Annotated in this window: 21 protein-coding genes and 1 pseudogene; 18 read left to right on the top strand and 4 right to left on the bottom strand. The window is 71.1% G+C overall.

Annotation, left to right across the window (positions count from 1 at the left end):
• Positions 1 to 71 precede the first annotated feature (71 nt).
• The gene (locus tag QQY66_RS43180) at positions 72 to 2,552 is read left to right on the top strand and encodes a ThuA domain-containing protein (RefSeq protein WP_301985890.1); all 2,481 of its coding nucleotides are present in this window, start codon (positions 72 to 74) and stop codon (positions 2,550 to 2,552) included.
• A 44-nt stretch (positions 2,553 to 2,596) separates the two neighbouring features.
• A complete protein-coding gene (locus tag QQY66_RS43175; protein ID WP_301987690.1) occupies positions 2,597 to 4,747 on the top strand; it encodes a family 16 glycoside hydrolase in 2,151 nt (716 codons plus the stop codon).
• A gap of 3 nt (positions 4,748 to 4,750) precedes the next feature.
• Here QQY66_RS43175 and ligD read toward each other — a convergent pair whose 3' ends face one another.
• Positions 4,751 to 5,803 (bottom strand): non-homologous end-joining DNA ligase, encoded by a 1,053-nt coding sequence (gene ligD / locus QQY66_RS43170; protein WP_301985888.1) that lies wholly within the window; start codon positions 5,801 to 5,803, stop codon positions 4,751 to 4,753.
• Between the two features lie 74 nt (positions 5,804 to 5,877).
• Here ligD and QQY66_RS43165 point away from each other — a divergent pair, with 74 nt between their 5' ends.
• On the top strand, positions 5,878 to 6,942 hold the full coding sequence (locus QQY66_RS43165; protein WP_301985886.1) for an ATP-dependent DNA ligase: 1,065 nt from the start codon (positions 5,878 to 5,880) through the stop codon (positions 6,940 to 6,942).
• Between the two features lie 100 nt (positions 6,943 to 7,042).
• Positions 7,043 to 8,014: a DUF3048 domain-containing protein gene (locus tag QQY66_RS43160; RefSeq protein WP_301985885.1), complete on the top strand. Its 972-nt coding sequence runs from the start codon at positions 7,043 to 7,045 to the stop codon at positions 8,012 to 8,014.
• A gap of 17 nt (positions 8,015 to 8,031) precedes the next feature.
• Here QQY66_RS43160 and QQY66_RS43155 read toward each other — a convergent pair whose 3' ends face one another.
• Positions 8,032 to 8,502, bottom strand: coding sequence for a MarR family winged helix-turn-helix transcriptional regulator (locus QQY66_RS43155; RefSeq protein ID WP_301985883.1), 471 nt, complete (start codon positions 8,500 to 8,502; stop codon positions 8,032 to 8,034).
• Between the two features lie 187 nt (positions 8,503 to 8,689).
• Between QQY66_RS43155 and QQY66_RS43150 the strand changes: the two genes are divergently transcribed.
• The 9 genes and pseudogenes from QQY66_RS43150 (at position 8,690) to QQY66_RS43110 (ending at position 15,727) form a co-directional block, all read left to right on the top strand.
• A complete protein-coding gene (locus QQY66_RS43150; protein WP_301985882.1) occupies positions 8,690 to 9,445 on the top strand; it encodes a CoA transferase subunit A in 756 nt (251 codons plus the stop codon).
• Positions 9,445 to 10,089, top strand: coding sequence for a CoA transferase subunit B (locus tag QQY66_RS43145; RefSeq protein ID WP_301985881.1), 645 nt, complete (start codon positions 9,445 to 9,447; stop codon positions 10,087 to 10,089). The genes QQY66_RS43150 and QQY66_RS43145 overlap by 1 nt, the downstream gene beginning before the upstream one ends.
• An 8-nt stretch (positions 10,090 to 10,097) precedes the next feature.
• Entirely contained in the window at positions 10,098 to 11,300 is a 1,203-nt protein-coding gene (locus tag QQY66_RS43140; RefSeq protein ID WP_301987689.1) for a thiolase family protein, read from the top strand.
• Positions 11,301 to 11,425: 125 nt separating this feature from the next.
• Positions 11,426 to 12,199 carry a protocatechuate 3,4-dioxygenase subunit beta gene (gene pcaH, locus QQY66_RS43135; protein ID WP_301985880.1) on the top strand — a complete coding sequence of 258 codons (774 nt, stop codon included), beginning with the start codon at positions 11,426 to 11,428 and terminating at the stop codon, positions 12,197 to 12,199.
• 6 nt (positions 12,200 to 12,205) lie between these two features.
• Positions 12,206 to 12,811 (top strand): protocatechuate 3,4-dioxygenase subunit alpha, encoded by a 606-nt coding sequence (gene pcaG, locus QQY66_RS43130; RefSeq protein WP_301985879.1) that lies wholly within the window; start codon positions 12,206 to 12,208, stop codon positions 12,809 to 12,811.
• The gene (gene pcaB / locus QQY66_RS43125) at positions 12,808 to 14,103 is read left to right on the top strand and encodes a 3-carboxy-cis,cis-muconate cycloisomerase (RefSeq protein ID WP_301985878.1); all 1,296 of its coding nucleotides are present in this window, start codon (positions 12,808 to 12,810) and stop codon (positions 14,101 to 14,103) included. Before pcaG ends, pcaB begins: the two co-directional genes overlap by 4 nt.
• On the top strand, positions 14,100 to 15,224 hold the full coding sequence (gene pcaD / locus QQY66_RS43120) for a 3-oxoadipate enol-lactonase (protein ID WP_301985877.1): 1,125 nt from the start codon (positions 14,100 to 14,102) through the stop codon (positions 15,222 to 15,224). Before pcaB ends, pcaD begins: the two co-directional genes overlap by 4 nt.
• A gap of 64 nt (positions 15,225 to 15,288) precedes the next feature.
• Positions 15,289 to 15,378: pseudogene (locus QQY66_RS43115) on the top strand (3-oxoacyl-ACP reductase); the annotation flags it as partial.
• A gap of 115 nt (positions 15,379 to 15,493) precedes the next feature.
• The gene (locus tag QQY66_RS43110; protein ID WP_301985876.1) at positions 15,494 to 15,727 is read left to right on the top strand and encodes a hypothetical protein; all 234 of its coding nucleotides are present in this window, start codon (positions 15,494 to 15,496) and stop codon (positions 15,725 to 15,727) included.
• Positions 15,728 to 15,855: 128 nt separating this feature from the next.
• Here the strand turns inward: QQY66_RS43110 and QQY66_RS43105 are convergent, their stop codons facing one another.
• Complete coding sequence (locus QQY66_RS43105) at positions 15,856 to 18,540, bottom strand: AAA family ATPase (protein ID WP_301985875.1); 2,685 nt, start codon at positions 18,538 to 18,540, stop codon at positions 15,856 to 15,858.
• Between the two features lie 181 nt (positions 18,541 to 18,721).
• Between QQY66_RS43105 and QQY66_RS43100 the strand changes: the two genes are divergently transcribed.
• The 3 genes from QQY66_RS43100 to QQY66_RS43090 all read left to right on the top strand — a co-directional run bounded on the left by QQY66_RS43100 (position 18,722) and on the right by QQY66_RS43090 (position 22,229).
• A complete protein-coding gene (locus QQY66_RS43100) occupies positions 18,722 to 19,993 on the top strand; it encodes an MFS transporter (protein WP_301985874.1) in 1,272 nt (423 codons plus the stop codon).
• Between the two features lie 4 nt (positions 19,994 to 19,997).
• Positions 19,998 to 21,152: an anhydro-N-acetylmuramic acid kinase gene (locus tag QQY66_RS43095; RefSeq protein ID WP_301985873.1), complete on the top strand. Its 1,155-nt coding sequence runs from the start codon at positions 19,998 to 20,000 to the stop codon at positions 21,150 to 21,152.
• A 69-nt stretch (positions 21,153 to 21,221) separates the two neighbouring features.
• On the top strand, positions 21,222 to 22,229 hold the full coding sequence (locus tag QQY66_RS43090; RefSeq protein WP_301985872.1) for a DUF2510 domain-containing protein: 1,008 nt from the start codon (positions 21,222 to 21,224) through the stop codon (positions 22,227 to 22,229).
• 154 nt (positions 22,230 to 22,383) lie between these two features.
• Here QQY66_RS43090 and QQY66_RS43085 read toward each other — a convergent pair whose 3' ends face one another.
• Positions 22,384 to 23,001, bottom strand: coding sequence for a TetR/AcrR family transcriptional regulator (locus tag QQY66_RS43085; RefSeq protein ID WP_301985871.1), 618 nt, complete (start codon positions 22,999 to 23,001; stop codon positions 22,384 to 22,386).
• 218 nt (positions 23,002 to 23,219) lie between these two features.
• On the opposite strand from QQY66_RS43085, the gene QQY66_RS43080 reads away from it, so the two are divergent.
• Complete coding sequence (locus tag QQY66_RS43080; protein ID WP_301985870.1) at positions 23,220 to 24,017, top strand: phosphatase PAP2 family protein; 798 nt, start codon at positions 23,220 to 23,222, stop codon at positions 24,015 to 24,017.
• Positions 24,014 to 24,919, top strand: a complete 906-nt coding sequence (locus QQY66_RS43075; RefSeq protein WP_301985869.1) for a hypothetical protein — start codon at positions 24,014 to 24,016, stop codon at positions 24,917 to 24,919. The genes QQY66_RS43080 and QQY66_RS43075 overlap by 4 nt, the downstream gene beginning before the upstream one ends.
• The last annotated feature ends 1 nt before the right edge of the window (position 24,920 follow it).

Raw genomic sequence — 24,920 nt, 5'->3', positions numbered from 1 at the left:
CATAGGTATTGGCGGGTCGCGCAAAGAGGTCTAGCTTCCTTGGCGTTGTCGCTGTGACCGAGGAGGTGCCCATGCACTTACGAGGGTTGAGCACAAGAAGAAGACGGGTCTGGGCGGCCATCGTGACCGCCGGCGTCGTCGCCGCCGGACTCATGTCGGGTCCCGCCGCGAACGCGCGTCCCGACCCGGGATCACCCTTGACAACGATGTCCGTGAAGTCGCCGCCGGGCGGCGCGAATGTGCGGGTGCTGGTCTTCTACGGCACCGCGGCGGCCGGGGAGGAGTCGCCGGTCGTGAACGCCGGGATCGAGGCCATCGAGAAGATCGGCCTGTCCGGACCGGAGAACCAGCGCTTCAAGGTGGTGGCCTCGGACGACGCCTCGGTCTTCACCGACGAGACCCGGCTGGGCCGTTTCAACGCGATCGTGTTCCTGACCGGTGGCGGCGATGTCCTCGACCCGGAGCAGGAGGCGGGCCTGGAGGCCTATATGGAGGCGGGCGGCGGTTTCGTCGGCATCCATGACGCGGCACGTGCGGAGCCGTACTCGGACTGGTTCACGGGTCTGGTGGGCGCCCGCCCGGCCGCCTCCAGCCCGACGGCCGTACAACGGGCGACGGTTGAGGTCGGCGACCGGCAGCACCCGGCCACCAAGGACCTGCCGGTCCAGTGGAAGCGGCCGGACCAGTGGTTCAACTGGGTGAAGAACCCGTCCGGCGAGGTGCACACCGTCGCGCGGGTGCGCGAGTCGACGTACCAGCCGGGAACCACCGCCAACGGCTGGGATCACCCGGTGAGCTGGTGCCGTGACTACGACGGCGGGCGCTCCTTCTACACCGGCATGGGCGGCACGGTGTCGGCGTACGACGAGACGGACTTCCGCGCCCATCTGCGCGGTGCGCTGCTGTGGACCACCCGGCTCGCGCAGGCCGACTGCAAGGCGACGATCAACGCCAACTACAAGGCCGAACGCCTGACCCAGCCCAACCAGCCCGGTCAGAACGACCAGATCGGCGAGCCGCACGGCCTGGTCACCGCGCCCGACGGACGCGTGCTCTACATAGGCCGGGGCGGCGCCGACTCCTCCCAGCCGGTGATCACCGACTGGAACAATCCGGACATCGGCAAGGGCAAGGGCGAGATCCACGTCTACGACCCGAAGACCAAGAAGGTCACCCTGGCGGGCGCGTTGAGCGTCTTCGGCAACAAGGGCGGCGGCGACGAGCTGACCAAGGTCGAGGAGGGGCTGCTCGGTATCGAACTGGACCCGCGCTTCGAGCAGAACGGCTGGGTGTATCTGCACTACACGCCGCACTCGCAGATCAACCGCGACACGCGCATGGCCGAGCGCCGGGTCTCCCGCTTCACGCTCGACCTCGCTTCCGACAAGCTGGACCTGAGCAGTGAGAAGGTGCTGCTCAAGTGGTCGGTGCAGATCCACAGTTGCTGCCACTCGGGCGGCGGGATGGCCTGGGATTCCCAGGGCAACCTGTACATCGCGACGGGCGACAACAACTCCAGTGGCTTCAGCGGCGGTTACTCGGGCAACAACCCGCAGCCCAACTACAAGGGCGTCTCCTTCGCCGACGCTCGCCGCACCGCCGGCAACACCAACAACCTCAACGGCAAGATCCTGCGCATCCACCCGGAGCCCGACGGGACGTACACGCTCCCCGAGGGCAACCTGTTCACGGGCAAGGAGACGGACGAGGGCGGCGGGAAGACGCGCGGCGAGATCTATGTGATGGGGGTCAGGAACCCGGCCCGCATCTTCGTCGACCAGAAGACCGACATCCTGTACGCGGGCTGGGTCGGCCCGGACGCTTCGGCACCCTCCACGACATGGGGCCCGGCGAAGTACGACACCTTCGCCGTCATCACCAAGGCGAGCAACCGGGGCTGGCCGTACTGCATGGGCAACAAGCAGCCCTACCGAGACCGCAGTCTGCCCGACCCGTCGCAGCCGCTGGGCTGGTACGACTGCGACCACCCGAAGAACGAGTCGCCGAACAACGACGGCCTGGTCAACCTGCCGCCGGTCACCGGCAACAACATCTGGTACTCGCCCCAGGGCGGCGCCCCGGACTACCCCCGGGACGCGAACGGCATCCCCTCGTACAAGCAGGAGGAGGCCAAGTACCTGCTGCCGTGGCTCAAGGGCGGCGGCCAGGCCGCGATGAACGGGCCGGTCTACCGGTACGACGCCCAGAGCGCGAGCGCGACGAAGTGGCCCTCCTACTGGGACGGCAAGTGGTTCGTCGGCGACTTCTACGACGCCGACCAGCCGCGCAACGCCGTCATCACCGACCCGAAGACCCACGGTGACGGCGGTCTGCCGATCCACTCGGAGTCGCTGAAGAAGATCGTGCCGATCGGCAACGACGGCATCAAGAACCTCATGGACTGGAAGTTCGGTCCGGACGGAGCCATGTACGTCCTCGACTACGGCCGCGGCTTCTTCACCTCGGACCCCAAGTCGGCGCTGTGGCGGGTCACGTACACGGGCGGCGGGCCGACACCGGCCGCCGGCCAGTTGGCGAGGGGAGCGCAGTGATACGCCAACGAAGAATCCTGACGGCCTTGTCGGCCGCGCTCCTCATGCTGCTGGGGTTCCAATCCCTGCCCGCCGCAGGGCAGTCGGAGCCGCAGGCCGCCGCCGCCCAGACCCTCACCTGGACCGCGGGCGACGACATCAACAAGTACGTGTCCGCACCGGCGACGGCCGTGGCGGGCACGACGACGATCGTCTTCGAGAACAGCGTGGCGACCGGCAACACGACCGGCATGCCGCACACCCTGACGTTCGACGTCTCCGACCCGGAGTACAACAACGACGTCCCGCTGAACATCCTCGCCAACCCGAACGACGACCAGGGCGGAAAGCACACCGCCGAGGTCACGCTCACCCCCGGCCGCTACCGCTACTACTGCACGATCCCGGGACACGGCCAGATGCAGGGCATCCTCGTGGTGACCGAGGGCAGCGGCGAGGACACCACCCCGCCTCAGACCTCGGCCCAGGTGAGCGGGACGCAGAACTCGCAGGGCCAGTACGTCGGTTCGGCGAGCGTGACGGTCAACGCCACCGACGAGGACGGCGGCTCCGGCGTGGACCGCATCGAGTACGCCATCGGTGACACGGGCGCCTGGCAGCCGTACACCACCCCGGTCGTCGTCGACCAGGTCGGCAGCCACAAGGTCCGCTATCGCGCCCTGGACAAGGCGGGGAACGTGGCGGCCGAGAAGAGCGTGCAGTTCACCGTCGTGGCGCCGCCGACCGATGACAAGACACCGCCGGAGACCTCGGCGACGGTGACCGGCGAACAGAACGCGGACGGGGCCTATGTCGACATGGCCACGGTCACCGTCTCCGCCTCCGACACCGGTTCCGGGGTCAACACCATCGAGTACGCGGTCGGCGACGGCGCCTGGCAGCCGTACACCGCCCCCGTGATGGTGCACGCGGTCGGCACGCACACCGTGCGCTACCGCGCCACCGACAAGGCGGGCAACGTGGCCGCCGAGAAGAGCGTGCAGTTCACGGTCGTCTCGGCACCACCGCAGGACACCACCCCGCCCGTCACCGGTGTGAGCGTCGACGGCACGCGGAACTCCGACGGGGCGTATGTGAACAACGCCAAGGTCACCGTCAGCGCGACCGACCACGGCGGCGAGGTCGCGAGCATCGAGTACTCGCTCGACGGCGGGCCGTACCTCGCCTACACCGCGCCCGTGATCGTCGACCGCGTGGGCCCGCACACCGTGGCCTACCGGGCGAGCGACAAGGCGGGCAACACCTCCGCACCACGGACGGTGAGCTTCACCGTGGTGGCCGGAGGCGGAGTGCCCGCGCCCAACTGCCCTGAGTACGACGAGCGGTTGACGGTCCTCGTCGGCACGGTCGACTCGGGTGTGCCGAACCGCGTCACCAACAACCGGTGCCGCATCAACGAGTTGATCGAGGACGAGAAGGAGTGGACGTCCCACGCGCTGTTCCTGAAGCACGTACGGACGGTCCTGGCCAAGCTCCTCAGCGAAGGCGTCGTCGATCAGCGGGAGCACAACGCGATCCTGAAGGCCGCCCGTGAGTCCGGGATCGGCAAGCCCGGCCAGACCGAGGGCTACCGCACGATCTTCGACGGCACCGCGGGCTCCTTCGCCAAGTGGGCGCAGGTGGGCGGCGGTTCGTTCGGGCTCAACCCCGACGGGTCGATGACCAGCGGCACGACCAAGGCGGGCCTCGGCATGCTGTGGTTCCCGGAGCGCAAGTACGGCGACTTCTCGCTCCGGCTCCAGTGGCGGGACGACGCGCCCGGAACGGGCAACGCCAACTCCGGTGTGTTCGTGCGGTTCCCGTACGTCCATGACCATCCGGAGGAGCCGCGGCCGGAGTGGGCCGCGATCAAGTACGGGCACGAGGTGCAGGTCTTCGACAGTCCCAGTGGGGACATGTACAAGACCGGGTCGGTCTACGGCTTCGACCGGGTGGGGCTCGGCGGTGCGGGCGTCACCCAGAAGGGCACGTGGAACGACTACGAGATCCGCGTGGTCGACCAGCATTACTCGGTCTACCGCAACGGCGTGCTGATCAATGAGTTCGACAACATCGGCGGCCAGGACTTCGTCCCGCCCCGCTCGGACGACCCGGGCACGGACGGACGTCGGTTCGCCTCCGGCTACGTCGGGCTCCAGGTGCACGGCACGACGGATGTGGTCTCGTACCGGGACATCCGGATCAAGGAGCTGTAGCTATCAAGGAGTTGTAGGCTCTGGCGGCGCCTCCTCAGGGGGCGCCGCCTTCTTCTTGGCCCGGCTCGGCTGCACCCGCGTGGGCTCACCCGGCATCTTCGGATACTCGGGCGGGTACGGCAGATCGCCGAGCCCGTGGTCGTGTTCGTCTTTGGCGGCCAGGTCCAGCAGGGCTTCCAGGGAGTAGCGGTGGTCGTCCATGTCCGCGTGGACGTCGCCCACTTCGGCGAAGCGCACCGGCATCGTCGCCAGGTCGAAGTCCCGGGGGTGCGCCACGCCGACCTCGTCCCAGCGCAGGGGTGCCGAGACGGGGGCGTGCGGGCGGGGTCGTACGGAATAGGCGGAGGCGATGGTGCGGTCCCTGGCGGTCTGGTTGTAGTCCACGAAGATCTTCTGCCCCCGCTCCTCCTTCCACCACTTGATGGTCACGTGCTCCGGCATCCGGCGTTCCAGCTCGCGGCCGACGGCGATCGCGGCGCGGCGGACCTGGGTGAAGGTCCAGCGGGGTTCGATGGGCACGAAGACGTGCAGGCCGCGTCCGCCGGAGGTCTTGGGGAAGCCGCGCAGGCCGCCGAACTCGTTCAGGAGCGCGCGCAGTTCATGGGCGGCGCGGACGGCGTCGTCGAAGTCGGTGCCGGGCTGCGGGTCGAGGTCGATGCGGAGTTCGTCGGGGTGGTCGACGTCGTCGCGGCGCACCGGCCAGGGGTGGAAGGTGAGGGTGCCGAACTGGGCGGCCCACAGGACGGCGGCCTCCTCCGTGGGGCACATCTCGTCGGCGCTGCGGCCGCTGGGGAAGGTGATGTGGGCGGTGGGGATCCAGTCGGGCATGTTCTTCGGGGCCCGCTTCTGGAAGAAGTTCTCGCCGGTGACGCCGTCCGGGTAGCGCTCCAGGGTGGTGGGGCGGTTGCGCAGGGCGCGCAGGATGCCGGGGCCGACGGCGATGTAGTACCGGGCGAGGTCCAGCTTGGTGAAACCGCGCTCCGGAAAGAAGATCTTGCCCGGGCTGGACAGCCGTACGGTCCGGCCGCCCGCCTCCAGTTGCACCGCTTCACCCATGCGAGCCACGGTAGGCCCAACACCCGTCCCTCGCACACCGGGCGTTCACGGCCTCACACGCGCAGAATCAGAGCATGGACCTCCCTGTGATGCCACCCGTGAAGCCGATGCTCGCCAAGTCGGTCGCGAAGATCCCGCCGGACATGCACTACGAGGCGAAGTGGGACGGCTTCCGCGCGATCGTGTTCCGCGACGGGACCGACGTGGAGCTCGGCAGCCGCACCGGCAAGCCGCTGACCAGGTACTTTCCGGAGCTTGTGATGGCGGTGCGGGAGAGGCTGCCGAAGCGCTGCGTCGTGGACGGCGAGATCGTGATCGCCCGTGAGGGGCGCCTCGACTTCGACGCACTGACCGAGCGCATCCACCCGGCGGACTCCCGGGTGCGGATGCTCGCCGAGAAGACCCCGGCCTCCTTCGTCGCCTTCGACCTGCTGGCTCTGGACGACGAGTCGCTGCTGGACGTCCCGCTGAGCGACCGCCGGGCCCTGCTGACCAGGGCGCTGGACGGAGTGACGGCGCCCGTGCACCTGGCGCCGGCGACGACCGACATCGAGGTGGCGCGGCAGTGGTTCGACCAGTACGAGGGGGCGGGCCTCGACGGCGTCATCGCGAAGCCGCTCGGGGTGCACTATCTCCAGGACGAGCGCGCGATGTTCAAGATCAAGCACGAGCGCACGGCGGACGTCGTCGTCGCGGGCTACCGCTTCCACAAGAGCGGACCGGTCGTGGGCTCGCTGCTGCTCGGCCTCTACGACGATCAGGGCACCCTCCAGCACGTGGGCGTCTCCGCCGCCTTCTCGATGAAGCGCCGGGCCGAACTCGTCGAGGAACTGGAGCCGTTGCGGATGGACGATGTCGCCGGGCACCCCTGGGCGGCCTGGGCCGAGGAGGCGGCGCACGAGTCGGCGCGGCTGCCCGGCGCGCCCAGCCGCTGGTCCGGCAAGAAGGACCTGTCCTGGGTGCCGCTGCGGCCGGAGCGGGTCGTCGAGGTGGCGTACGACCACATGGAGAACGGGGTGCGCTTCCGGCACACGGCCCGGTTCCGCCGCTGGCGCCCGGACCGGGATCCGCACAGCTGCACCTACGCGCAGCTGGAGGAGCCGGTCAGCTATGACCTGGCGGAGATCTTCGGCCCATGACGGAACCGACCTGAAATCCCGATCAGGACCGATCAGGTATGGCTATCAATCGGCCCATACGTGCACAATCGTTGACACGAGGCAGGTGGCAACGGTGGACATGGGACGCAGGGCACGCACGCGACGCGCAACGACGGGGGTGGCGCTTCTGGCCGCCCTGATGACGCTCTCCCTGACCGCGGGCTGCACCTCGTCGGGCGACGACGGGCGCGGAACGGGCCAGGAGCGGGTCGAGCGGCCGTCGCAGAGCCGGGCTGCCGAGGGCTCGGTGCTCGCCGTGAAGATCGACAACGCCCGCGCGGCCCGCCCTCACACGGGGCTCGACTCCGCGGACATCGTGTACGTCGAGCAGGTCGAGGGCGGCCTGAGCCGGCTGATGGCGGTGTACGCGACCAAGCTGCCGCCGGTGATCGGCCCGGTGCGCAGCGCCCGCGAGTCCGACCTGGAGCTGCTGCGCCAGTTCGACCGGCCCACGCTCGCCTTCTCGGGAGCCCAGCGCAGACTGCTCCCGCTGATCGACGAGGCGCCGGTGAACGCCCAGCCGCCCGGCAAGGCGTCCGACGCCTACTACCGGGGCACGGCCACGCCCGCCCCGCACAACCTCTACCTGCGGCCCGACCGGCTGATGCCCTCGGCGCCCGGCGCGGACGCGCTGACGACCGGATTCCGCTACGGCACCGCACCCTCGGGCGGCACACCCGAGACCTCCCTGACCGTGCGCTACCCGGCCGCCCGGTTCACCTTCACCTGGTCCGAGAACCGCGACCGATGGCTGGTGTCGATGGACGGTTCACCCACGGTGACCACCGACGGAGCGCGGATGGCACCGGCGACGGTCGTGATCCAGTACGTGAACGTGCGCGAGTCCGATTTCCACGACTCCCTCGGCAACACGACGCCGTACACCGAGACGGTCGGCGCGGGCAGGGCGGAGGTGCTGCGCGACGGCAAGGTCTTCGACGCCGGCTGGAAACGCGCGAACGCCACCGACGGCACGGACTTCACCACCGGGAACGGCACGCAGGTCAACTTCGCCGAGGGCCAGGTCTGGGTGGTCTTCGCGCAGGCCTGACCCTCGTACAGACGCGCCTACCCGGCCTTCGACGCCGTAAGAGGTTCCGTCGGATTACGCAGCCCCTCCGCCGCGTCCGAGACACGGCGGAGGAGGTCGAAGAAGACGGTCTGCTCCTCGGTGGAGAGCGGGGCCAGGAAGACCTGGTTCATCCGGGCCGTACGGACCGTGAGCTTGCGGTGGGTCCGGGTGCCTTCGTCCGTGAGACGCAGCAGGAAGCGGCGGCCGTCCTGCGGGTTGCGCACCTTGTCGAGCAGACCCCGGCGGCCGAGCCGGCTGATCACCTCGGCGATGGTGGACCGGTCGAGCCCCACGCGTTCCCCCACCGTGCGCTGGTCGAGGCCCGGCTCGGCGACGAGCGCGTTGAGGACGGCGAACTGCGGTGACGTGATCTCCTCGGAGACCATGGTGTTCCACAGCAGGTAATGAGCCTGCTGGAGGCGCCGGGCCAGGTGCCCGGGGTGGGTGGTGAGGTCCACCGCGGCCATGTGTGCTCCTCAGCGTCGATGCAGTATTTCATCGGTGCACTGAACAATATCGCATCACTCCCGGCGCTCACCTTTGCTTTCACCTGGGGTCTTGACTGCCCATCCCCGGAGTGGCAGCGTGAGGAAAACCTCGCGGAAATAATCAGTGCCCTGACTAACCGGGATCGTAAGAGATGGGGCTTCACGGATGGACAAGGTGGTCGCCACAGCCCTGGAGGCGGTGGCCGATGTGCCGGACGACGCGACCCTCGCGGTCGGCGGATTCGGGCTGAGCGGTGTGCCGAACGTACTGATCCAGGCGCTGTACGAGCGGGGCGTGAGCGGTCTGGGCGTCGTGTCCAACAACTGCGGGGCGATGGAGTCCGGACTCGCCGTGCTGCTCGCCGCGGGCCGGATCGCCCGGGTGACCGGCTCCTACATCGGGGCGAACAAGGAGTTCGCGCGGCAGTACCTGGCCGGTGAGCTGGAAGTCGAGATGATCCCGCAGGGCACCCTCGCCGAGCGGCTGCGCGCCGGCGGCGCCGGCATCCCCGCCTTCTACACCCCCGCCGGTGTCGGGACCCAGGTCGCCGAGGGCGGGCTGCCCTGGCGCTACGACGGCTCCGGCGGCGTCGCTCTGGCCTCCCCGGCGAAGGAGGTACGGGAGTTCGACGGCACCGAGTACGTGCTGGAGCGCGGCATCCGCACCGACTTCGCGCTGGTGCGGGCGGCGAAGGGCGACCGGCACGGGAACCTGGTCTTCAACAAGTCCTCGCGGAACTTCAACCCCCTCGCGGCGATGGCGGGCCGGGTGACGATCGCCGAGGTCGAGGAACTCGTCGAGCCCGGCGAGATCGACCCGGACGCGGTGCATCTGCCCGGCATCTTCGTGCAGCGGGTCCTCGCCCTCACTCCGGAGCAGGCGGCGGACAAGAAGATCGAGCAGCGGACGGTGAGCAGCTGATGGCCTGGACCCGGCACCAGATGGCCGCCCGCGCCGCGCGCGAACTTCAGGACGGCCAGTACGTCAATCTCGGCATCGGCCTGCCGACACTCATCCCCAACTACCTCCCGGAGGGCGTGGAGGTCGTCCTGGAGTCGGAGAACGGCATCCTCGGCACCGGCCCCTACCCCACCGAGGACCAGGTCGACCCCGACCTGATCAACGCGGGCAAGGAGACCGTCACGGTCCTGCCCGGCGCCTCCTACTTCGACTCGGCGCTCTCCTTCTCGATGATTCGCGGCGGCCACATCGACGTCGCGGTGCTCGGCGCCATGCAGGTCTCCGCCCGCGGGGACCTGGCGAACTGGGCCATCCCCGGCAAGATGATCACCGGGATCGGCGGGGCCATGGACCTGGTGCACGGCGCCCGTACGGTGATCGTGGTGATGACGCACACCGCCAAGGACGGCTCCCCGAAGATCCTGGAGGAGTGCGCGCTGCCGCTCACCGGGAAGGCGTGTGTGGACCGGATCATCACCGACCTCGGTGTGCTGGACGTGACCGACGACGGCCTGGTGCTCGTCGAGACGGCGCCCGGTGTGAGCGTCGACGAGATCACCGGCAAGACCGACGCCAAGCTGACCGTAGCGGAGGGCCTGAAGTGAAGTCCGCAGTGAAGAACGTCTACATCGTCGACGCGGTGCGCACGCCCATCGGCCGCTACAACGGCGGTCTGGCAAGTGTGCGCCCGGACGACCTGGGCGCACACGCCATCCGCGAACTCCTCGCCCGCACACCGCGGTTGGACCCCTCCCGGATCGAGGACGTCTACTTCGGCAACGCCAACGGCGCGGGTGAGGAGAACCGCAACGTCGGCCGCATGGCCGCGCTGCTGGCCGGACTGCCGACGTCCGTGCCGGGCGTCACCGTGAACCGGCTGTGCGCGTCGGGTCTGGAAGCCGTGATCCAGGCGGCCCGGGCCATCGCGGTCGGCGACGCGTCCATCGCCGTAGCCGGTGGTGTGGAGTCGATGACCCGCGCGCCGTATGTGCTGCCGAAGTCCGACAAGCCGTTCCCGGCCGGGCACGCCGAGCTGTACTCCACCACCCTCGGCTGGCGGATGGTCAACCCGAAGATGGAGCCGCAGTGGACGGTTCCGCTGGGCGAGAGCGCGGAGCTGATCGCCGAGAAGCACAAGATCAGCCGTGAGCAGCAGGACGAGTTCGCGCTGGCCTCCCATCAGAAGGCCGCCAAGGCGCAGGGTGAGGGGCTGTTCGACGCCGAGCTGGCGCCGCTGTCGATCCCTCAGCGCAGGGGTGAGCCGGTGGTGTTCGGTGCGGACGAATGCGTGCGAGTGGATGCCTCTCTGGAGGCGATGGCCAAGCTGAAGCCGTCGTTCCGTACGTCGGAGGGGACGGTCACGGCAGGCAACGCCTCCCCCTTGAACGACGGTGCGGCCGCTCTGCTTCTCGTCGACGAGGAAGGGCTGAAGGCGACCGGTCGCGAGCCGCTCGCCCGGGTCTCCGCGACCGGCGTCAACGCGCTCGACCCGCACTACTTCGGACTCGCCCCCGTCGAGGCGGTTACGCGTGCGCTGGCCAAGGCGGGCAAGGGGTTCGGGGATCTGTCGGTGCTGGAGTTGAACGAGGCGTTCGCCGCGCAGGTGTTGGGGTGTGTCGCCGAGTGGCCCGAGTTCGATCCGGCGATCCTCAATCCGCAGGGTGGGGCGATCGCGCTGGGTCATCCGCTGGGGGCGTCGGGGGCGCGGCTTGCGGGGACGGTTGCGCATCAGCTTCGCCGCGCGGGGAGTGGGGTTGGTGTCGCCACGTTGTGCATCGGCGTTGGTCAAGGTCTCGCCCTCGTTCTCGAGCGATAGGTCCTGCCAGTACATGCCGTTTGCGGGCTGCGGGCCGGGTGTGGCTGGTCGCGCAGTTCCCCGCGCCCCTGAAGGGGCGCGTGCCGCACCGTAACTCCTCAGGACATGAGCATTAGGAAACCCCCATGACTCTCACCCAGCACGACATCGACCAAGAAATCGCCGCCGAGCACGCCGCCTATGAGAAGCGTGTCGCCGACGGTGCGCCCGTTGAGCATCAGCCGCGCCGCGACTACGCCCCGTATCGCTCCTCGGTTCTCCGGCATCCGAAACAGCCGCCGGTCGCCATCGACGTGACGACGGACCCGGAGCTGGTGGAGCTGGTCTCCCCCGCCTTCGGGGAGCGGGACATCACCGAGATCGACAATGACCTCACCCGGCAGCACAACGGTGAGCCGATCGGTGAGCGGATCACCGTTTCCGGGCGTCTGCTCGACCGGGACGGGCGCCCGATCCGGGGGCAGCTGATCGAGATCTGGCAGGCCAACTCGGCGGGCCGGTACGCGCATCAGCGTGAGCAGCACGACGCGCCGCTGGATCCGAACTTCACGGGGGTGGGCCGCACGCTGTCCGACGACAGCGGCTTCTACTCGTTCACCACCATCCAGCCGGGCCCGTACCCGTGGCGCCAGCACATCAACGCCTGGCGGCCGGCGCACATCCACTTCTCGCTCTTCGGTACGGCGTTCACGCAGCGGCTGGTGACGCAGATGTACTTCCCGAGCGATCCGCTGTTCCCGTACGACCCGATCATTCAGTCGGTGACGGACGACGCGGCCCGGCAGCGGCTGGTGGCGACGTACGACCACAGCCTGTCGATCCCGGAGTTCTCGATGGGCTACCACTGGGACATCGTGCTCGACGGACCGAACGCCACCTGGATCGAAGAGGGACGCTGACCCACGATGACGAAGATCGACACGAGCAATCCCGAGGCCGTGCTCCCGACGCCCTCCCACACGGTCGGCCCCTTCTACGGTCATGCCCTGCCCTTCCCCGGCGGCGGCGACATCGCACCGATCGGCCACCCGGACACGATCGCGCTGCAGGGGTATGTCCTGGACGGGGAGGGCAATCCGCTGCCCGACGCGTTCGTGGAGCTGTGGGGCGCCGACCCGGACGGCAATGTGCCGCAGGTCGACGGTTCGATGCGGCGCGACCCGGCGAGCGGTGGCTTCCTGGGCCGTAGCGGCGTGGAGTTCACCGGCTGGGGGCGCATCCAGACGGACGCGGGCGGCCACTGGAGCGCGCGGACGCTGCGGCCCGGGGCGCGGGGGCAGAGTGCGCCGTACATCAGTGTGTGCGTCTTCGCGCGCGGGCTGCTGGTGCATCTGTTCACCCGGATCTATCTTCCGGGCGACGAGGCCGCGCTGGCCGCCGACCCGCTCCTGGCGCGGCTGGACCAGGGCCGACGCGACACGCTGATCGCCACGGACGGGGGCAACGGCACATACCGTTTCGACATCCGCCTTCAAGGCGAAGGCGAAACGGTCTTCCTGGAGTTCCAGTGACAGCTGCCGAACCCGACAGCGGCCTGCTCGCCCCCGGGTGGGCAGGCTCCCCCGCCGCCGCGGCCACCGGCGACGGCGCCTATCTGACGGCGCTGCTCGACGCGGAGGCCGCGCTGACGCGCGCCCAGGCCGCGCTGGGGCTCGCCCCGGCCGAGGCCGCGACCGCGGTGACGGAGGCGGCGGATGCCGGGCACTTCGACGTGGCCTCGATCGCCGATCGCGCACGGGGCGGCGGGAATCCGGTCATCCCCCTGGTCGCGGATCTGACCAAGGCGGTCGGCGAGGAGTACGGCCCCTACGTCCACCGGGGTGCGACCAGCCAGGACATCATGGACACGGCGACGATGCTGGTCGCCTGCCGCACCCTGGACGTCGTCCGCACCGACCTCGGCCGCACGGAGCGGGCGCTGGCACGGCTGGCCGTCGAGCACCGTGACTCCCCGATGCCGGGACGGACGCTCACGCAGCACGCCGTACCGACGACGTTCGGGCTGAAGGCTGCCGGGTGGCGGTCGCTGGTGCTCGACGCACGGGACCGGGTGACCGCCGTACGGAACGGGCTGCCCGCACAACTCGGGGGCGCCGCCGGGACGTTGGCGGCATTCGGGGCGTACGGAGCCGAGGACGCCGTGTCTCTCCCGGAGGCATACGCGCATGAACTCGGCCTCCAGGCACCCCTGTTGCCCTGGCACACCCTGCGGACGCCCATCGCCGATCTCGCCGGATGCCTCGCCTTCACGGCGGGCGCGCTCGGCAAGGTCGCCGTCGATGTCCTCACCCTCTCCCGCACCGAGATCGCCGAGGTCGCGGAGGGCAGTGGCGGGGGCTCGTCCGCCATGCCGCACAAGTCCAATCCGGTACGGTCCACCCTCATCGCCGCCGCCGCGCGCCGGGCGCCTCAGCTCGCCGCCACGCTGTACGGATCGCTGGCGGCGGAGGACGAGCGGCCGGCCGGGGCCTGGCACGCCGAGTGGGAGCCGCTCAGGGAACTGCTGCGATTGGTCGGCGGGGCCGCCCGGGATGCCGTGGAGCTGGCCGAGGGGCTGCGGGTCAGGCACGATGTCATGCGCGAACACCTTGATCTCACCCATGGGTTGATCGTCTCGGAACGGCTGTCCGCCGAGCTGGCCCCGGTGCTGGGCCGGGCCCGCGCCAAGGAACTGCTCACCCGGCTGGCGTCCGAAGGGCGCCCGCTCGCCGAGGCACCGGAGTTGCGGGACGTCGACCTGGACCCCACCCACTACACCGGCTCCGCCGGAGCCCTCACCGACCGCGCTTTGGAGCGACGTTGAAACTCCTCAACCACCTTGTCGAAGGCCCCGCTTCCGCACCCCCGCTGCTCCTCGGACCCTCGGTCGGCACCTCGTACGCCCTGTGGGACAAGGTCGCGCCCGAGCTGTCCGTCACGCATCGGGTGATCCGCTGGGATCTGCCGGGGCAGGGCGGCTCGGCGGCCGATCTCATCGCGGCGGGGGCGACCATAGGTGATCTCGCCGACCTGGTGCTGGCCCTCGCCGACTCGCTCGGCGTCGAGCGGTTCCGTTATGCCGGTGTATCGATCGGCGGTTCGGTGGGGCTGCATCTCGCGGTGCACCACCCCGAGCGGGTGGAGTCCCTCGCGGTGATCTGCTCGTCCTCCCACTACGGCGGCTCCAAGCCGTGGGAGGAACGGGCCGCGCTGGTACGGGCCGAAGGGGTGGCGGGGCTCGCGGAGAGCGCGAACGAGCGCTGGTTCACGCCGGGGTTCACCGTGCCCCGGCTGGTCCAGGACATGCGGGAGAGCGATCCGGGCGCGTATGCCGCGCTCTGTGACGCGCTCGCCGCCTTCGACATCCGGGACCGGCTGCCCGAGATCTCCGCGCCCACGCTGCTGATCGCCGGGCGCGAGGACACGGCGACGCCGCCCGCGCATCTGCGGGAGATCGCGGACGCCGTGCCGGGCGCCGCACTCGTGGAGATCCCCGGCGCCTCGCATCTGGCGCCCGCCCAATGCCCCGAGGCGGTGCTCACCGCCCTGCGCGCGCACTTCGACGGTTCCGCCCCTCGCGGCATGGAGGTACGGCGCGAGGTGCTCGGCGACGCGCATGTCGACCGGGCGCAGGACCGCCAGGCCCCCTTCACCGCCCGCTTCCAGGACTTCATCTCGCGCTACGCCTGGGGCGAGATCTGGACCGACCCGACGCTCTCGCGCCGCGAGCGCAGCATGATCACGCTGACGGCGCTGGTCGCCCACGGGCACTACGACGAGCTGGCCATGCATGTGCGAGCGGCGCGGCGCAACGGGCTGACCCCGGAGGAGATCGGCGCGGTGCTGCTGCAGACCGCGGTGTACTGCGGGGTGCCGGCGGCGAACTCGGCGTTCGCGGTGGCCCAGCGGGCGCTGGCCGAGGAGGACGAGACCGGCCGAGGGTGACCCTGCCAGTCGTAGCTTCAACGGCACCAAGCAGACGCCCGGCCCGTGTGCCTACGGTGGAGGCATGTCCACCATCCTGATCACCGGCGCCACCTCGGGTCTCGGCCGGTACATCGCCTTCGAACCGGTCCTCTCCGGACACCGGGTGTTCGCGCGTGCGGTGAGCGTGCCAGGAGTCGATTAGCTCGATCGTCCGCTCGTAGCCTTCTCCACCAGAGAGATGGTTCAGGGCCTCCCCGTCGCCTCTGGCCGCACCTACAGGCCAGATCGTGAGGGACTCCGCCCGCCCAGCTCGGAGCACGGACGCGATCCGTGTCGCCGCCCGGGCCACCAAGGTGCACCCGGAGCTGGCTGCCACTGGTGTCTCCGTGAACGTGCTGCCCCGCGACGGGCACGGGCGGCTACTACGACGGGACGCGTCCGGCGCGGGCGAACGCGGCGGCGTACGACCACGATGTGGGGGGCGGCTGGCGGCGGTCACCGACCATCTGCTGCACACCTGACCCGCTACGGTTCGGCAGCGCCCCGAAGGGGCGCGGGGCTGTATCGATATGCGGCTCCGCCGCGCGGGCGCGACCAGCCACGACGGCGCCGCACCGGACCGACGGCCCATCGCGGCACCAGCGGAGCGCTACCGCAGCCCGCGTCCCGTCTCCAGCACCTCCCGCGCCTGGGCCACCAGTCCGTCGGCGCCGCAGGAACGCGCCAGCGCCAGGCCCCGGTTGAGCTCGGCGACGGAGCGGGCGGCGATGCCGTACTCGACGCGGGCGGCGGCGTGCTCGTACTGGCAGGGCGAGGCCTCCAGGTAGGCGACCGCCTGGGCGGCGAGCCGGACCGCGCGCTGGCCGGTCTCCAGGGCGGCGGCGCAGCGCAGGGCCTCGCCGATGGCGGTGTCCGTGCCGAACCGCTCGGCCTGGCGGCGGGCGTCGGAGGCGAGCCGGGCGGCGCGGACCGGGTCCTCGGTGGCGAGGGCCCGGGCCAGGTCGACCGCCCAGGGGACCATGACCGGGTTGTGGTGACCCCGCGCGGTCGCCGCCTTCTCCGCGGCCTCCAGCTCGTTGATGCCGTCCTTCGTGCGCCCGGTCGCGAGCAGGAGACGGCCGCGGACGGAGCGCGGGTCGGGGATGACGATGGTGGACGGGTAGGGCGGCCCGAAGCCGTACTCCTCGGCGATCGACCAGGCCTCGTCGACATGCCCGCGGGCGAGCAGCGTGTCGACGAGGTTGCAGGTCGCCGTCCAGTACAGGGGCAGTCCGCGGCCGACGCGCTCGGCCAGCCGCAGCCCCTCGCGCAGGGATGTCTCCGCCTCCCTGAGCCGGCCCCTTCTGCGGTGGCCGAGGCCGAGATAGGCGTGCGCGAGGGCGAGGTGGCCGCCGCTCCAGCCTGCGGACTCGTAGGTGCGCAGGGCCTCCGTGTACAGGGCGTCGGCGCGGTCGAGGCGGTCGGTGTAGGCGTACGCGGTGGCCAGCATCAGCAGCAGTTCGAGGCCCCACTCGGTGTCGGTCCAGCCGAGTCCGGGGGCGAGCCGGCCGTTGACGAGGGAGCGGTCGCACATTTCGACGACCTCCTCCGCGTTCTCGCCGTGGGTCATGGCGTCGAAGCCGCGCAGCATCAGCAGCGCACGCTCGGAGTTGTCCTTGCCGGTGCAGGTCGCGGCGAGCCCGGCGAGCCGCTCGGAGCGGCCCGGGGTGGTGGTCTCGCCCGCGTAGACGCCCTCCCACATGTACTGCACGGCTTGCAGCCGCAGCTTGGCCGGGCCCTCTTCGTGCCGGGCTGCTTCCGCCTCGACCGTGCGGACGGCCTCCTCCAGCTGGTCGTTGTGGAGGAGTGCCTGGGAGAGCCGGAAGACGGCGTCCACGCGTTCGGTGCCGTCGAGGCCGGGCATGGCGAGCGCGGACTGGAGGTGGTCGATGGTGGTGGCGGGCGCGGTGAGCAGGGTGGCACAGCCCAGTTCGTAGAGCACGCGCGCGTGGACCTCGGGCAGCGGCGGCTCCACCAGGGCGCGCTCCAGGCAGCGGCGGGCCGCGTCGGGGGCGCCGACGGCGAGGTGTTCGCGGGCTGCCTCGCGCAGCTGCTCGACGACTTCCTCGTCGTCGTCCGGGTGGACCTGGAGGAGATGCCGGGAGGCCGCCGCGGCGCCACGGCCGGAGTCGGTGACGACCTGGGCGGCGATGCCGTGCATCGCGGTGCACAGGGCGGGCGGGATGGAGTTGTAGACGGCGGTCGCGATCAGCGGATGCACGAACTCCAGGCCGCTGTCGCCGGCGCGGGCGGTCGCCGGGTCGGGTTCGGTGAGGATGCGGGCGTTGCACAGCAGTTCGGCGCAGCGCACGGCTTGGTCGTGGCCCATGGTGGCGAGCCGGGCGACCAGGTCGACGGAGATGTCGGCGCCGAGGATCGCGGCGGCCCAGGCGAACCGGGTGGCGTCGACGCCGAGTCCCTCCAGGCGGGCGACGAGGCCGCCGCCGCGGGCCGAGCGGTTCAGGGCGCGCAGTTCGGCGGCCTGTGCCTCGACGGGTTCGAGTTCGCTGTCCTGGACCTTGGCGAGGAGTTCGACGGTCTCGTACGGGTTGCCACCGGTGACGGCCCAGACCTCGCGGCAGAACGGGGCGTCGGCGTGCGGGCCGACGGTGGCGCGGGTGAGGCCCGCGGTCGCGTCCGGTGTCAGGGCGCTCAGGTTGGTGACCGGTCCGCCCGCCGCCGCGGCAACCGCGTCGAGGTACCGGGCGCTGTCGGCGGCGACCTCGCCGGGGCGGCGGGCCACCACGACCAGGACGGACAGGTCGTCGAGGCGTTCGGCGAAGGCGGCGAGCCAGCGCAGGGTCTCCTGGTCGGCCCAGTGGGCGTCGTCGATCAGCAGCACGAGCGGCCAGTCGCGCCGGGCCAGCCGGCGCACCGCGGCGACCAGGCCGTCGCACACGCCCTGCGGGTCGGCCTGCCGCTCGCCGGGGTCCGTGATGCCCAGGGCGGGGCCGGCGATGTCGTACCAGTCGCCGAGGTATTCGCGCGCCTCCTCCGGCATCAGCGACACCAGCGCGGGCTGCAGCAGTTGTCGTACGACATTGAAGGGGACGGACTTCAAGGTCTCGCCGCCACGGGCCGACCAGACCGTGCAGCCGCGTGCCTCGGCGATGCGGCGGGTCTCGGCCAGCAGCGCGGTCTTGCCGAGTCCGGCCTCGCCCCGGAACACCAGGAGGCTGCCCGAGGACGAGCGGTCCCCGTGCAGGGTGGCGATCGCCTCCTCCACCGCGGCGACCTCCCGGTCGCGCTCCCACAGGGAAGCCGAGGCGGCCGCCGTGGGCCGTACCTCCGTCATCCCGCTACCTCCCCAAGTCGCCCGAACGACGTACCGAACCCGAGCGTAGCCCTCCGGTCGGCGCGATGCGGGCGGGTCCGGGGAGCTGTTGCCGGGATGGGTGACAGTGCGGGCCCGCGGGCGACGCGAACGGCGTGCCACCTGCTGTTGTAAAGGTAACGGTCCGTCAATACTCGTGGGAATGAAGGTGACTTTCGAGGAGCGGGGCACCGGCCGGTCCCGGCGGGCCCTGGTCGCGGGCTCGGTGGGCAATTTGATCGAGTGGTACGAGTTCGGGGTCTACGGCTACTTCGCGACGATCATCGCGGCACGCTTCTTCACCCCGGAGGGCGGCAGCGAGGCCGAGGCGCTGGTGAAGACGTACGCCTCCTTCGCGCTGGCCTTCTTCTTCCGGCCGATCGGCGCGGCCCTGTTCGGCCGGCTCGGTGACCGGATCGGGCGGCGGCCGGTGCTGATCCTGGTGATCGTCCTGATGACGGGGGCGACGACGCTGATCGGTGTGCTGCCGACGTATGCCACGGTCGGGGCGCCGGCGCCGTGGCTGCTCACCTTCCTGAGGGCGCTTCAGGGGCTGTCGGCGGGCGGGGAGTTCGGGGGTGCGGTGTCGGTGATGACGGAGTTCGCTCCGCCGGGCCGGCGCGGGCTGTACGGGTCGTGGCAGTCGTTCACGGTGGCGTTGGGGCTGCTGGGTGGGGCGGGTGCGGCGGCGCTGCTGGCGACGGTGCTGACAGAGGATCAGTTGGGCGACTGGGGGTGGCGGCTGCCGTTCCTGCTGACGCTGCCGCTGGGTCTCGGGGCGCTGTGGCTGAGGCTGCGGCTGGACGAGACGCCGGCGTTCCGGGAGGCGGTGGAGCGGACGAGTCCGCCTCCGCGCGAGGTGGCGCGGGCCGTCGCTCTGGGCGCCGGGCGGATCATGGGCTGGGCGGCGGCCGGCTACACCTTCCTGGTCGTGCTGCCCTCGTATCTGCAGAGCACGCTGGACGCGAGCTTCCAGCAGGCGCTGATCGCCACGGTGCTGGCCAACCTGGGCTTCGCGCTCACGATCGTCCCGGCGGGGCTGCTCAGCGACCGGATCGGGCGGCGGGCGGTGATGCTGACGGGGGCGGTGCTGGTGGTGGTCCTCGCGGTGCCGCTGCTCAACCTGCTGCAGGACGCGGGGGCTTCGAACGCGGTGAAGGGCGCGGCGGTGCTCGGTGCCGGTGCCGTGGTCGGGTTGATGGCGGGGCCGGGCCCGGCGATGCTGGCGGAGATGTTCCCCACTACCGTGCGCTACACGGGTCTGGGGCTCGCCTACGCCCTGTCGAATGCGGTGTTCTCCGGGTGTGCGGGGCTCATCATCACCGAGACCGTCGAACGGACCGGGAACGTGGACGTCCCGGCGTACTACGCGGCGGCGACGTGCGCGGTGAGCATCCTGGCCCTGCTCACGCTGCCTGCGAGGAAGGCGAGTTGAGACGATGCGGGTGATCGGCCTGATGTCGGGCACGTCGTACGACGCCATCGACGCGGCGGCGGCCGAGCTGGACCTCGTCGGGGACACGCTGGTGCTGAAGCGGCTCGGGATGGTGAGCGAGCCGTACGAGGCGGAGCTGCGGGACGCGCTCGCGGCGGCGCTGCCGCCGGGTGCCGTCACGATGGCGGAGGTGTGCCGGCTGGACACGCGGATCGGGCAGGCGTTCACGGCGGCGGCCGTGCGGGCCGATCGTGAACTGTGCGAGGGTCGGGCCGAGTTGGTCGCCTCGCACGGGCAGACCGTCTACCACTGGGTGGCGGACGGGCGGGTGCACGGCACGCTTCAGCTCGGGCAGCCCGCGTGGATCGCCGAGGCGACCGGGCTGCCGGTGGTCGCCGACTTCCGGCCGCGCGACATCGCCGCCGGGGGCCAGGGCGCACCGCTGGTCGCACTGGTCGACCGGCTGTGGCTGCGCGGCCGGCCGGGGATGCCGGTGGCGCTGAACATCGGGGGCATCGCCAACCTGACCGCCCCTGACGGGACCGCCTTCGACACCGGTCCGGGGTGCGCGCTGATCGACGCGGCGGCGCGGGGGTTCAGCGGCGGGCGTCTGGAGTACGACAAGGACGGGGCGCTGGCGGCCCGGGGCCGGGTGCACCATCTGCTGCTGGAGCGGCTGCTGGCCGAGCCGTACTACGCGCTGCCCGCGCCGAAGACGACCGGCAAGGAGCTGTTCCATCTCCGCCATCTGCACGAGGCGCTCGCCGGGCTCGGCACGCTGCCCGCCGAGGACGTGCTCGCCACGCTGACCATGCTCACGGCCCGGACGGTCGCCGACGCCGTGCGCGGGGTGGGCGCCACGGAGGTGATCGCCTCGGGCGGCGGGACCCGCAATCCGGTGCTGATGAGGAGGCTCGCCGAACTGCTGCCGGGGGTGGCGCTGGGCACCTCCGACGAGCTGGGGCTGCCGTCGGACGCGAAGGAGGCGTACGTGTTCGCGGTCCTCGGGTTCCTCACCGTGCACGGACTGCCGGGCACGGATCCGGCGGGCACGGGCGCACGGCACGCGCGCATGCTCGGTTCGGTGACGCCCGGCCGGGACGGACTGCGCCTTCCGGCGCCGGCGACCGAGTCCCCCGTACGACTCGTACTGAAATGAGCACACCCGCACCTGTTCCGGTCCCAGGCTTCTCATCCGCCTTTCACCGACGCCTCATACGGTGGGGCCATGACGCAGGAGACTCCTCCCGGCTGGCACCCCGACCCCGGGCAGACAAGTGACGGTCCTCCCACCGAGCGCTGGTGGGACGGCAAGGCGTGGACGGACCAGACCCGCCCGGCGGGGTCGGGCGCCGCATGGGGTCCCCCGCCGCAGCCGCAGCCCGGCGCCGGCGGTGCGTTTCCGGCCTACCCCGCGTATCCCGCCCAGCCTCCCGCCGGTGCGCGGCGCGGGCTGCGGACCGGCATAGCCGTCGCGGTGGCGGCCGCGGTCCTCGCGAGCATCGGCGTGGGTGTGTACGCGCTGTCCAAGGACGACGGCGGGGGTGGCAGCAGGGCGGACTCGCAGCAGGCGCCGGATGGACAGGGCGGTCCCGGCGGACAGGGCGGATCCGGTGGCCAGGGCGGTCCGTTCGGTGACGGCGGGTCGGGTGGCTCCGGCGGTGCCTCGCCCTCCCCCTCGCCCGAGGGGTCCGAGGCGCCGAAGATCGACAGCGGGTCGGTGACCGACCCGATCAGCGGGATCAGCATCCCCATCCCCGACGACTGGTACGGCCAGCAGCTGACGGTCGGTGCCTCGGTCACCTCGGACGCCTCCTACAAGTGCCCCGGCGACACCTCCGCGTCCTGCACCAAGGGCGGCGCGTACTCGGCGCCCGCCCTCGTGCTCGGCACCAAGGGCAGCACGGCCGAGCAGGTCGCCAAGGCGGACATCGCACAGAACGCCGAGCAGTCGTACGGCGGCAAGTCCTACGGCAAGATCACCTCGCACGAGGTGCTGGCCTCCAAGGCCGTCACCGTGGCCGGGCAGAAGGGCTACCAGGTCCGCTGGAAGGCGGTCACCAGCAAGGGCGACGACGGGTACGTCGAGTCGCTCGCCTTCCCCTCGCCCGCGAACCCCCAGCAGATCGTCGTCGTCCGGTTGGGCGTGGACGTCAGCGAGAAGCAGACCATCCTCGACGAGATCACCAAGGGCATCAAGGTGGCGTCCGGCGGCGGCAGCGGCCAGGACGTGTGAGCCGCTGTTCCGTGCCCCGGACATGAGTCGGCCGGGTGGGGCGCCCTCCGCTCAAAGGGCACCCCACCCGGCCGGGGGCGCGCGCCGCCCCCGTCCCCACGGTGCGGCGCGGACAGGTCACCGTCCAGTCATCCCATGGACGGCGGCCTGGGTCTCAGGTCAGGCCGAGTGCCGGCAGCACGGCGGCCTCCACGAATCTCAAGAGATAGTCCGGGTCGGCGTATTCCCCCTCGAGTACCGGTCGCACGCGCTGGACGCCGAACATCTGCGCCGCGACATACGGCAGCGCGGGATGGTCGGCCGCGACCTCGCCCCGCTCGACCCCACGCCGGAGGATCTCCTCCAGCGCGGCGACCTCCGGCTCGACGAGCGCCTCACGCAGCGCCTGCTGAAGCTCCTTGTCCTGCATGACGGCGTGCCCGAGCGCCTGCATGAGCGTGGTGGTGTCCTTCGTGGACCACTCGGCCGCGGCGCGCGCGACCTCGCGCAGGTCCTCGGCGAGTGATCCGGTGTCGATGCCCGCGAAGCGGACCTCGCGGTTCGAGCGCAGCGCCGCCGCCACGAACTGGGGCTTGGTCTTCCACTGCCGGTAGAGCGTGGACTTGCTGCACCGGGTGCTGGCGGCGACTCCGTCCATGGTCACGGCGTCGTATCCGCAGCTGCGGATCTGTTCGAGCACGGCGTCGAAGAACTCCTGCTCACGCTCGGGCGTCAGCTTGGAGCGGCGCGAGGCGACGACCGTCTCCGGTCCGTCCGCGGCCTGCGACGTCATGGACTCTTCTCCTCGCTCGTCGGCGGCGCCCTGAGGGGCCCGCACCTCCAGTGTGGCGCACGTCTATCGATACGCCACTGTACCGGTACCCCGTCGTATCGGTACAGTGGCGTATCGAAACGGCCTAGTATCGGCACCGGCGCGTATCGGTACGTGGCCGTATCGGTGAGCCCACCCGTTCAACCCACAGCACCACGTCAGCGAGAAAGGGCCGGGGGATGAATGCCCGCACCGAGCCTGCCGAAGCGGGGTCCGACGCGATAGCGCGGCCGCCGCTCGTCCGTGAGCTCCTGCTCGTCGTGGGGCTCTTCCTCGTCTACAAGCTCGGCCGCATGCTGGCGACGGGCCACACCGGCGAAGCCTTCCGCAACGCGCACCACGTGTGGGACCTGGAGCGAGCGGTACATCTCCCCGGCGAAGGTGCGGTGCAGTCCCTGCTGCTGCACGACGAGACGCTGGTGCACCTCGCGAACACCTACTACGCCACCGTCCACTTCCCGGCCACCGCGGCCTTCCTGATCTGGCTGTATCTGCGGCGCCCGGCGCACTACGTCTGGGCCCGCCGGATCCTCGCCGCGGTCACCGCCGCCGCGCTGGTGGTGCACCTGGCCTTCCCGCTGGCCCCGCCGCGCATGCTGGCCGCGACCGGCCTGATGGACACCGCGCACGTGTACGGGCCGTCCGTGTACGGCTCACCGCGGACGGACACCCTGTCGAACCAGTTCGCTGCGATGCCGTCGCTGCACTTCGGGTGGGCGCTGATGGTGGCGATCGGCCTGATCGTGGCAACGCGGTCCCGCTGGCGCCGGCTGTGGCTGCTGCATCCGCTGCTGACACTGCTCGTGATCGTGGGCACGGCCAACCACTACTGGCTCGATGCGATCGTGGCGGCGGCCATGCTCGGCCTCGCGCTCGCCGTAATCGATGTTCCGCACCGGACCCGGACGACCGCCGGACGCGGTCAGCAGACGCTCGCGCCCGGCGACGAGCACGTCCTGGTGGGGGCCGGACGATGAGCGGCACGATGGTCGCCGTCATCCTGTCCCTGTTCTCCGCCGTCGCCTACGCGGCAGCGGCCGTCGCCCAGGAACGGCTGGCCTCCCGCACGAAGGGGGCGAGCCTGCTGCGACTGCTCGGCACCGCCGCCTGGTGGTCCTCGGTCGCGCTGAACGCGTCCGGCGCGGTCATGCACGTCGTGGCGCTCCGGTACGGCCCGCTCACTGTCGTACAGCCGCTCGGTGCGCTCACGCTGGTCGCCGCGGTGCCGATGGGGGCGCGGATGGCCGGGCGGCGGGTCAGCGCGGTGGAGTGGCGGGGCACGGTGTTCACGCTCGTCGGGCTCGCCGCGATCCTCGTCGTGGCGGCGTCCGGGTCCGAGCCCGGCCAGGTGCTGAGCGTGCCGGAGGCGCTGGCGGTCGCGGGTGTGAGCGCGGCACTGATCGGTCTGCTGGGGCGGCCGGGCGACCGGTCGGGGCTGCGGCACGCCGCCGCGTCCGGCTTCGCCTCCGGGGTCGGGTCCGCGCTCACCCAGACCGTGACGGTCGCCGCGACGGACGGCTCGGGCCCGCTGCTCAGTTGGCAGGTGATCGGGGTGGCGCTGCTGGTCGCGGTCTTCGCCGTCGGCGGGTTGCTGCTGTCACAGTTCGCCTACCGGGGCGGCCTGGGTGCCCCGCTCGCCGTGGTGACGCTGGCCAACCCGGTGGCCGCCGCGGTGATCGGGCTGTCGCTGCTGGGCGAGGGGCTGCGGGGCGGCGCGCTCGGTGTGCTCCTCGCGCTGGCGGGAGCGGCGCTGGCGTCCTGGGGTGTGGTGCAGCTGACCCGGGTCACGCCCGAGAACCACCCGGTGGCCGCCGTACTCGCCCTGGAGCCCGAATCGGCGTCACCGGAACCGGCGTTGGGGCACCTCACACCGCTCTGAG

Origin of the sequence: Streptomyces sp. DG2A-72 (assembly GCF_030499575.1) — a bacterium.
Lineage (GTDB): Bacteria > Actinomycetota > Actinomycetes > Streptomycetales > Streptomycetaceae > Streptomyces.
The sequence above is the reverse complement of the archived record's forward strand: the minus strand, read 5'-3'. Positions and strand labels throughout refer to the sequence as shown.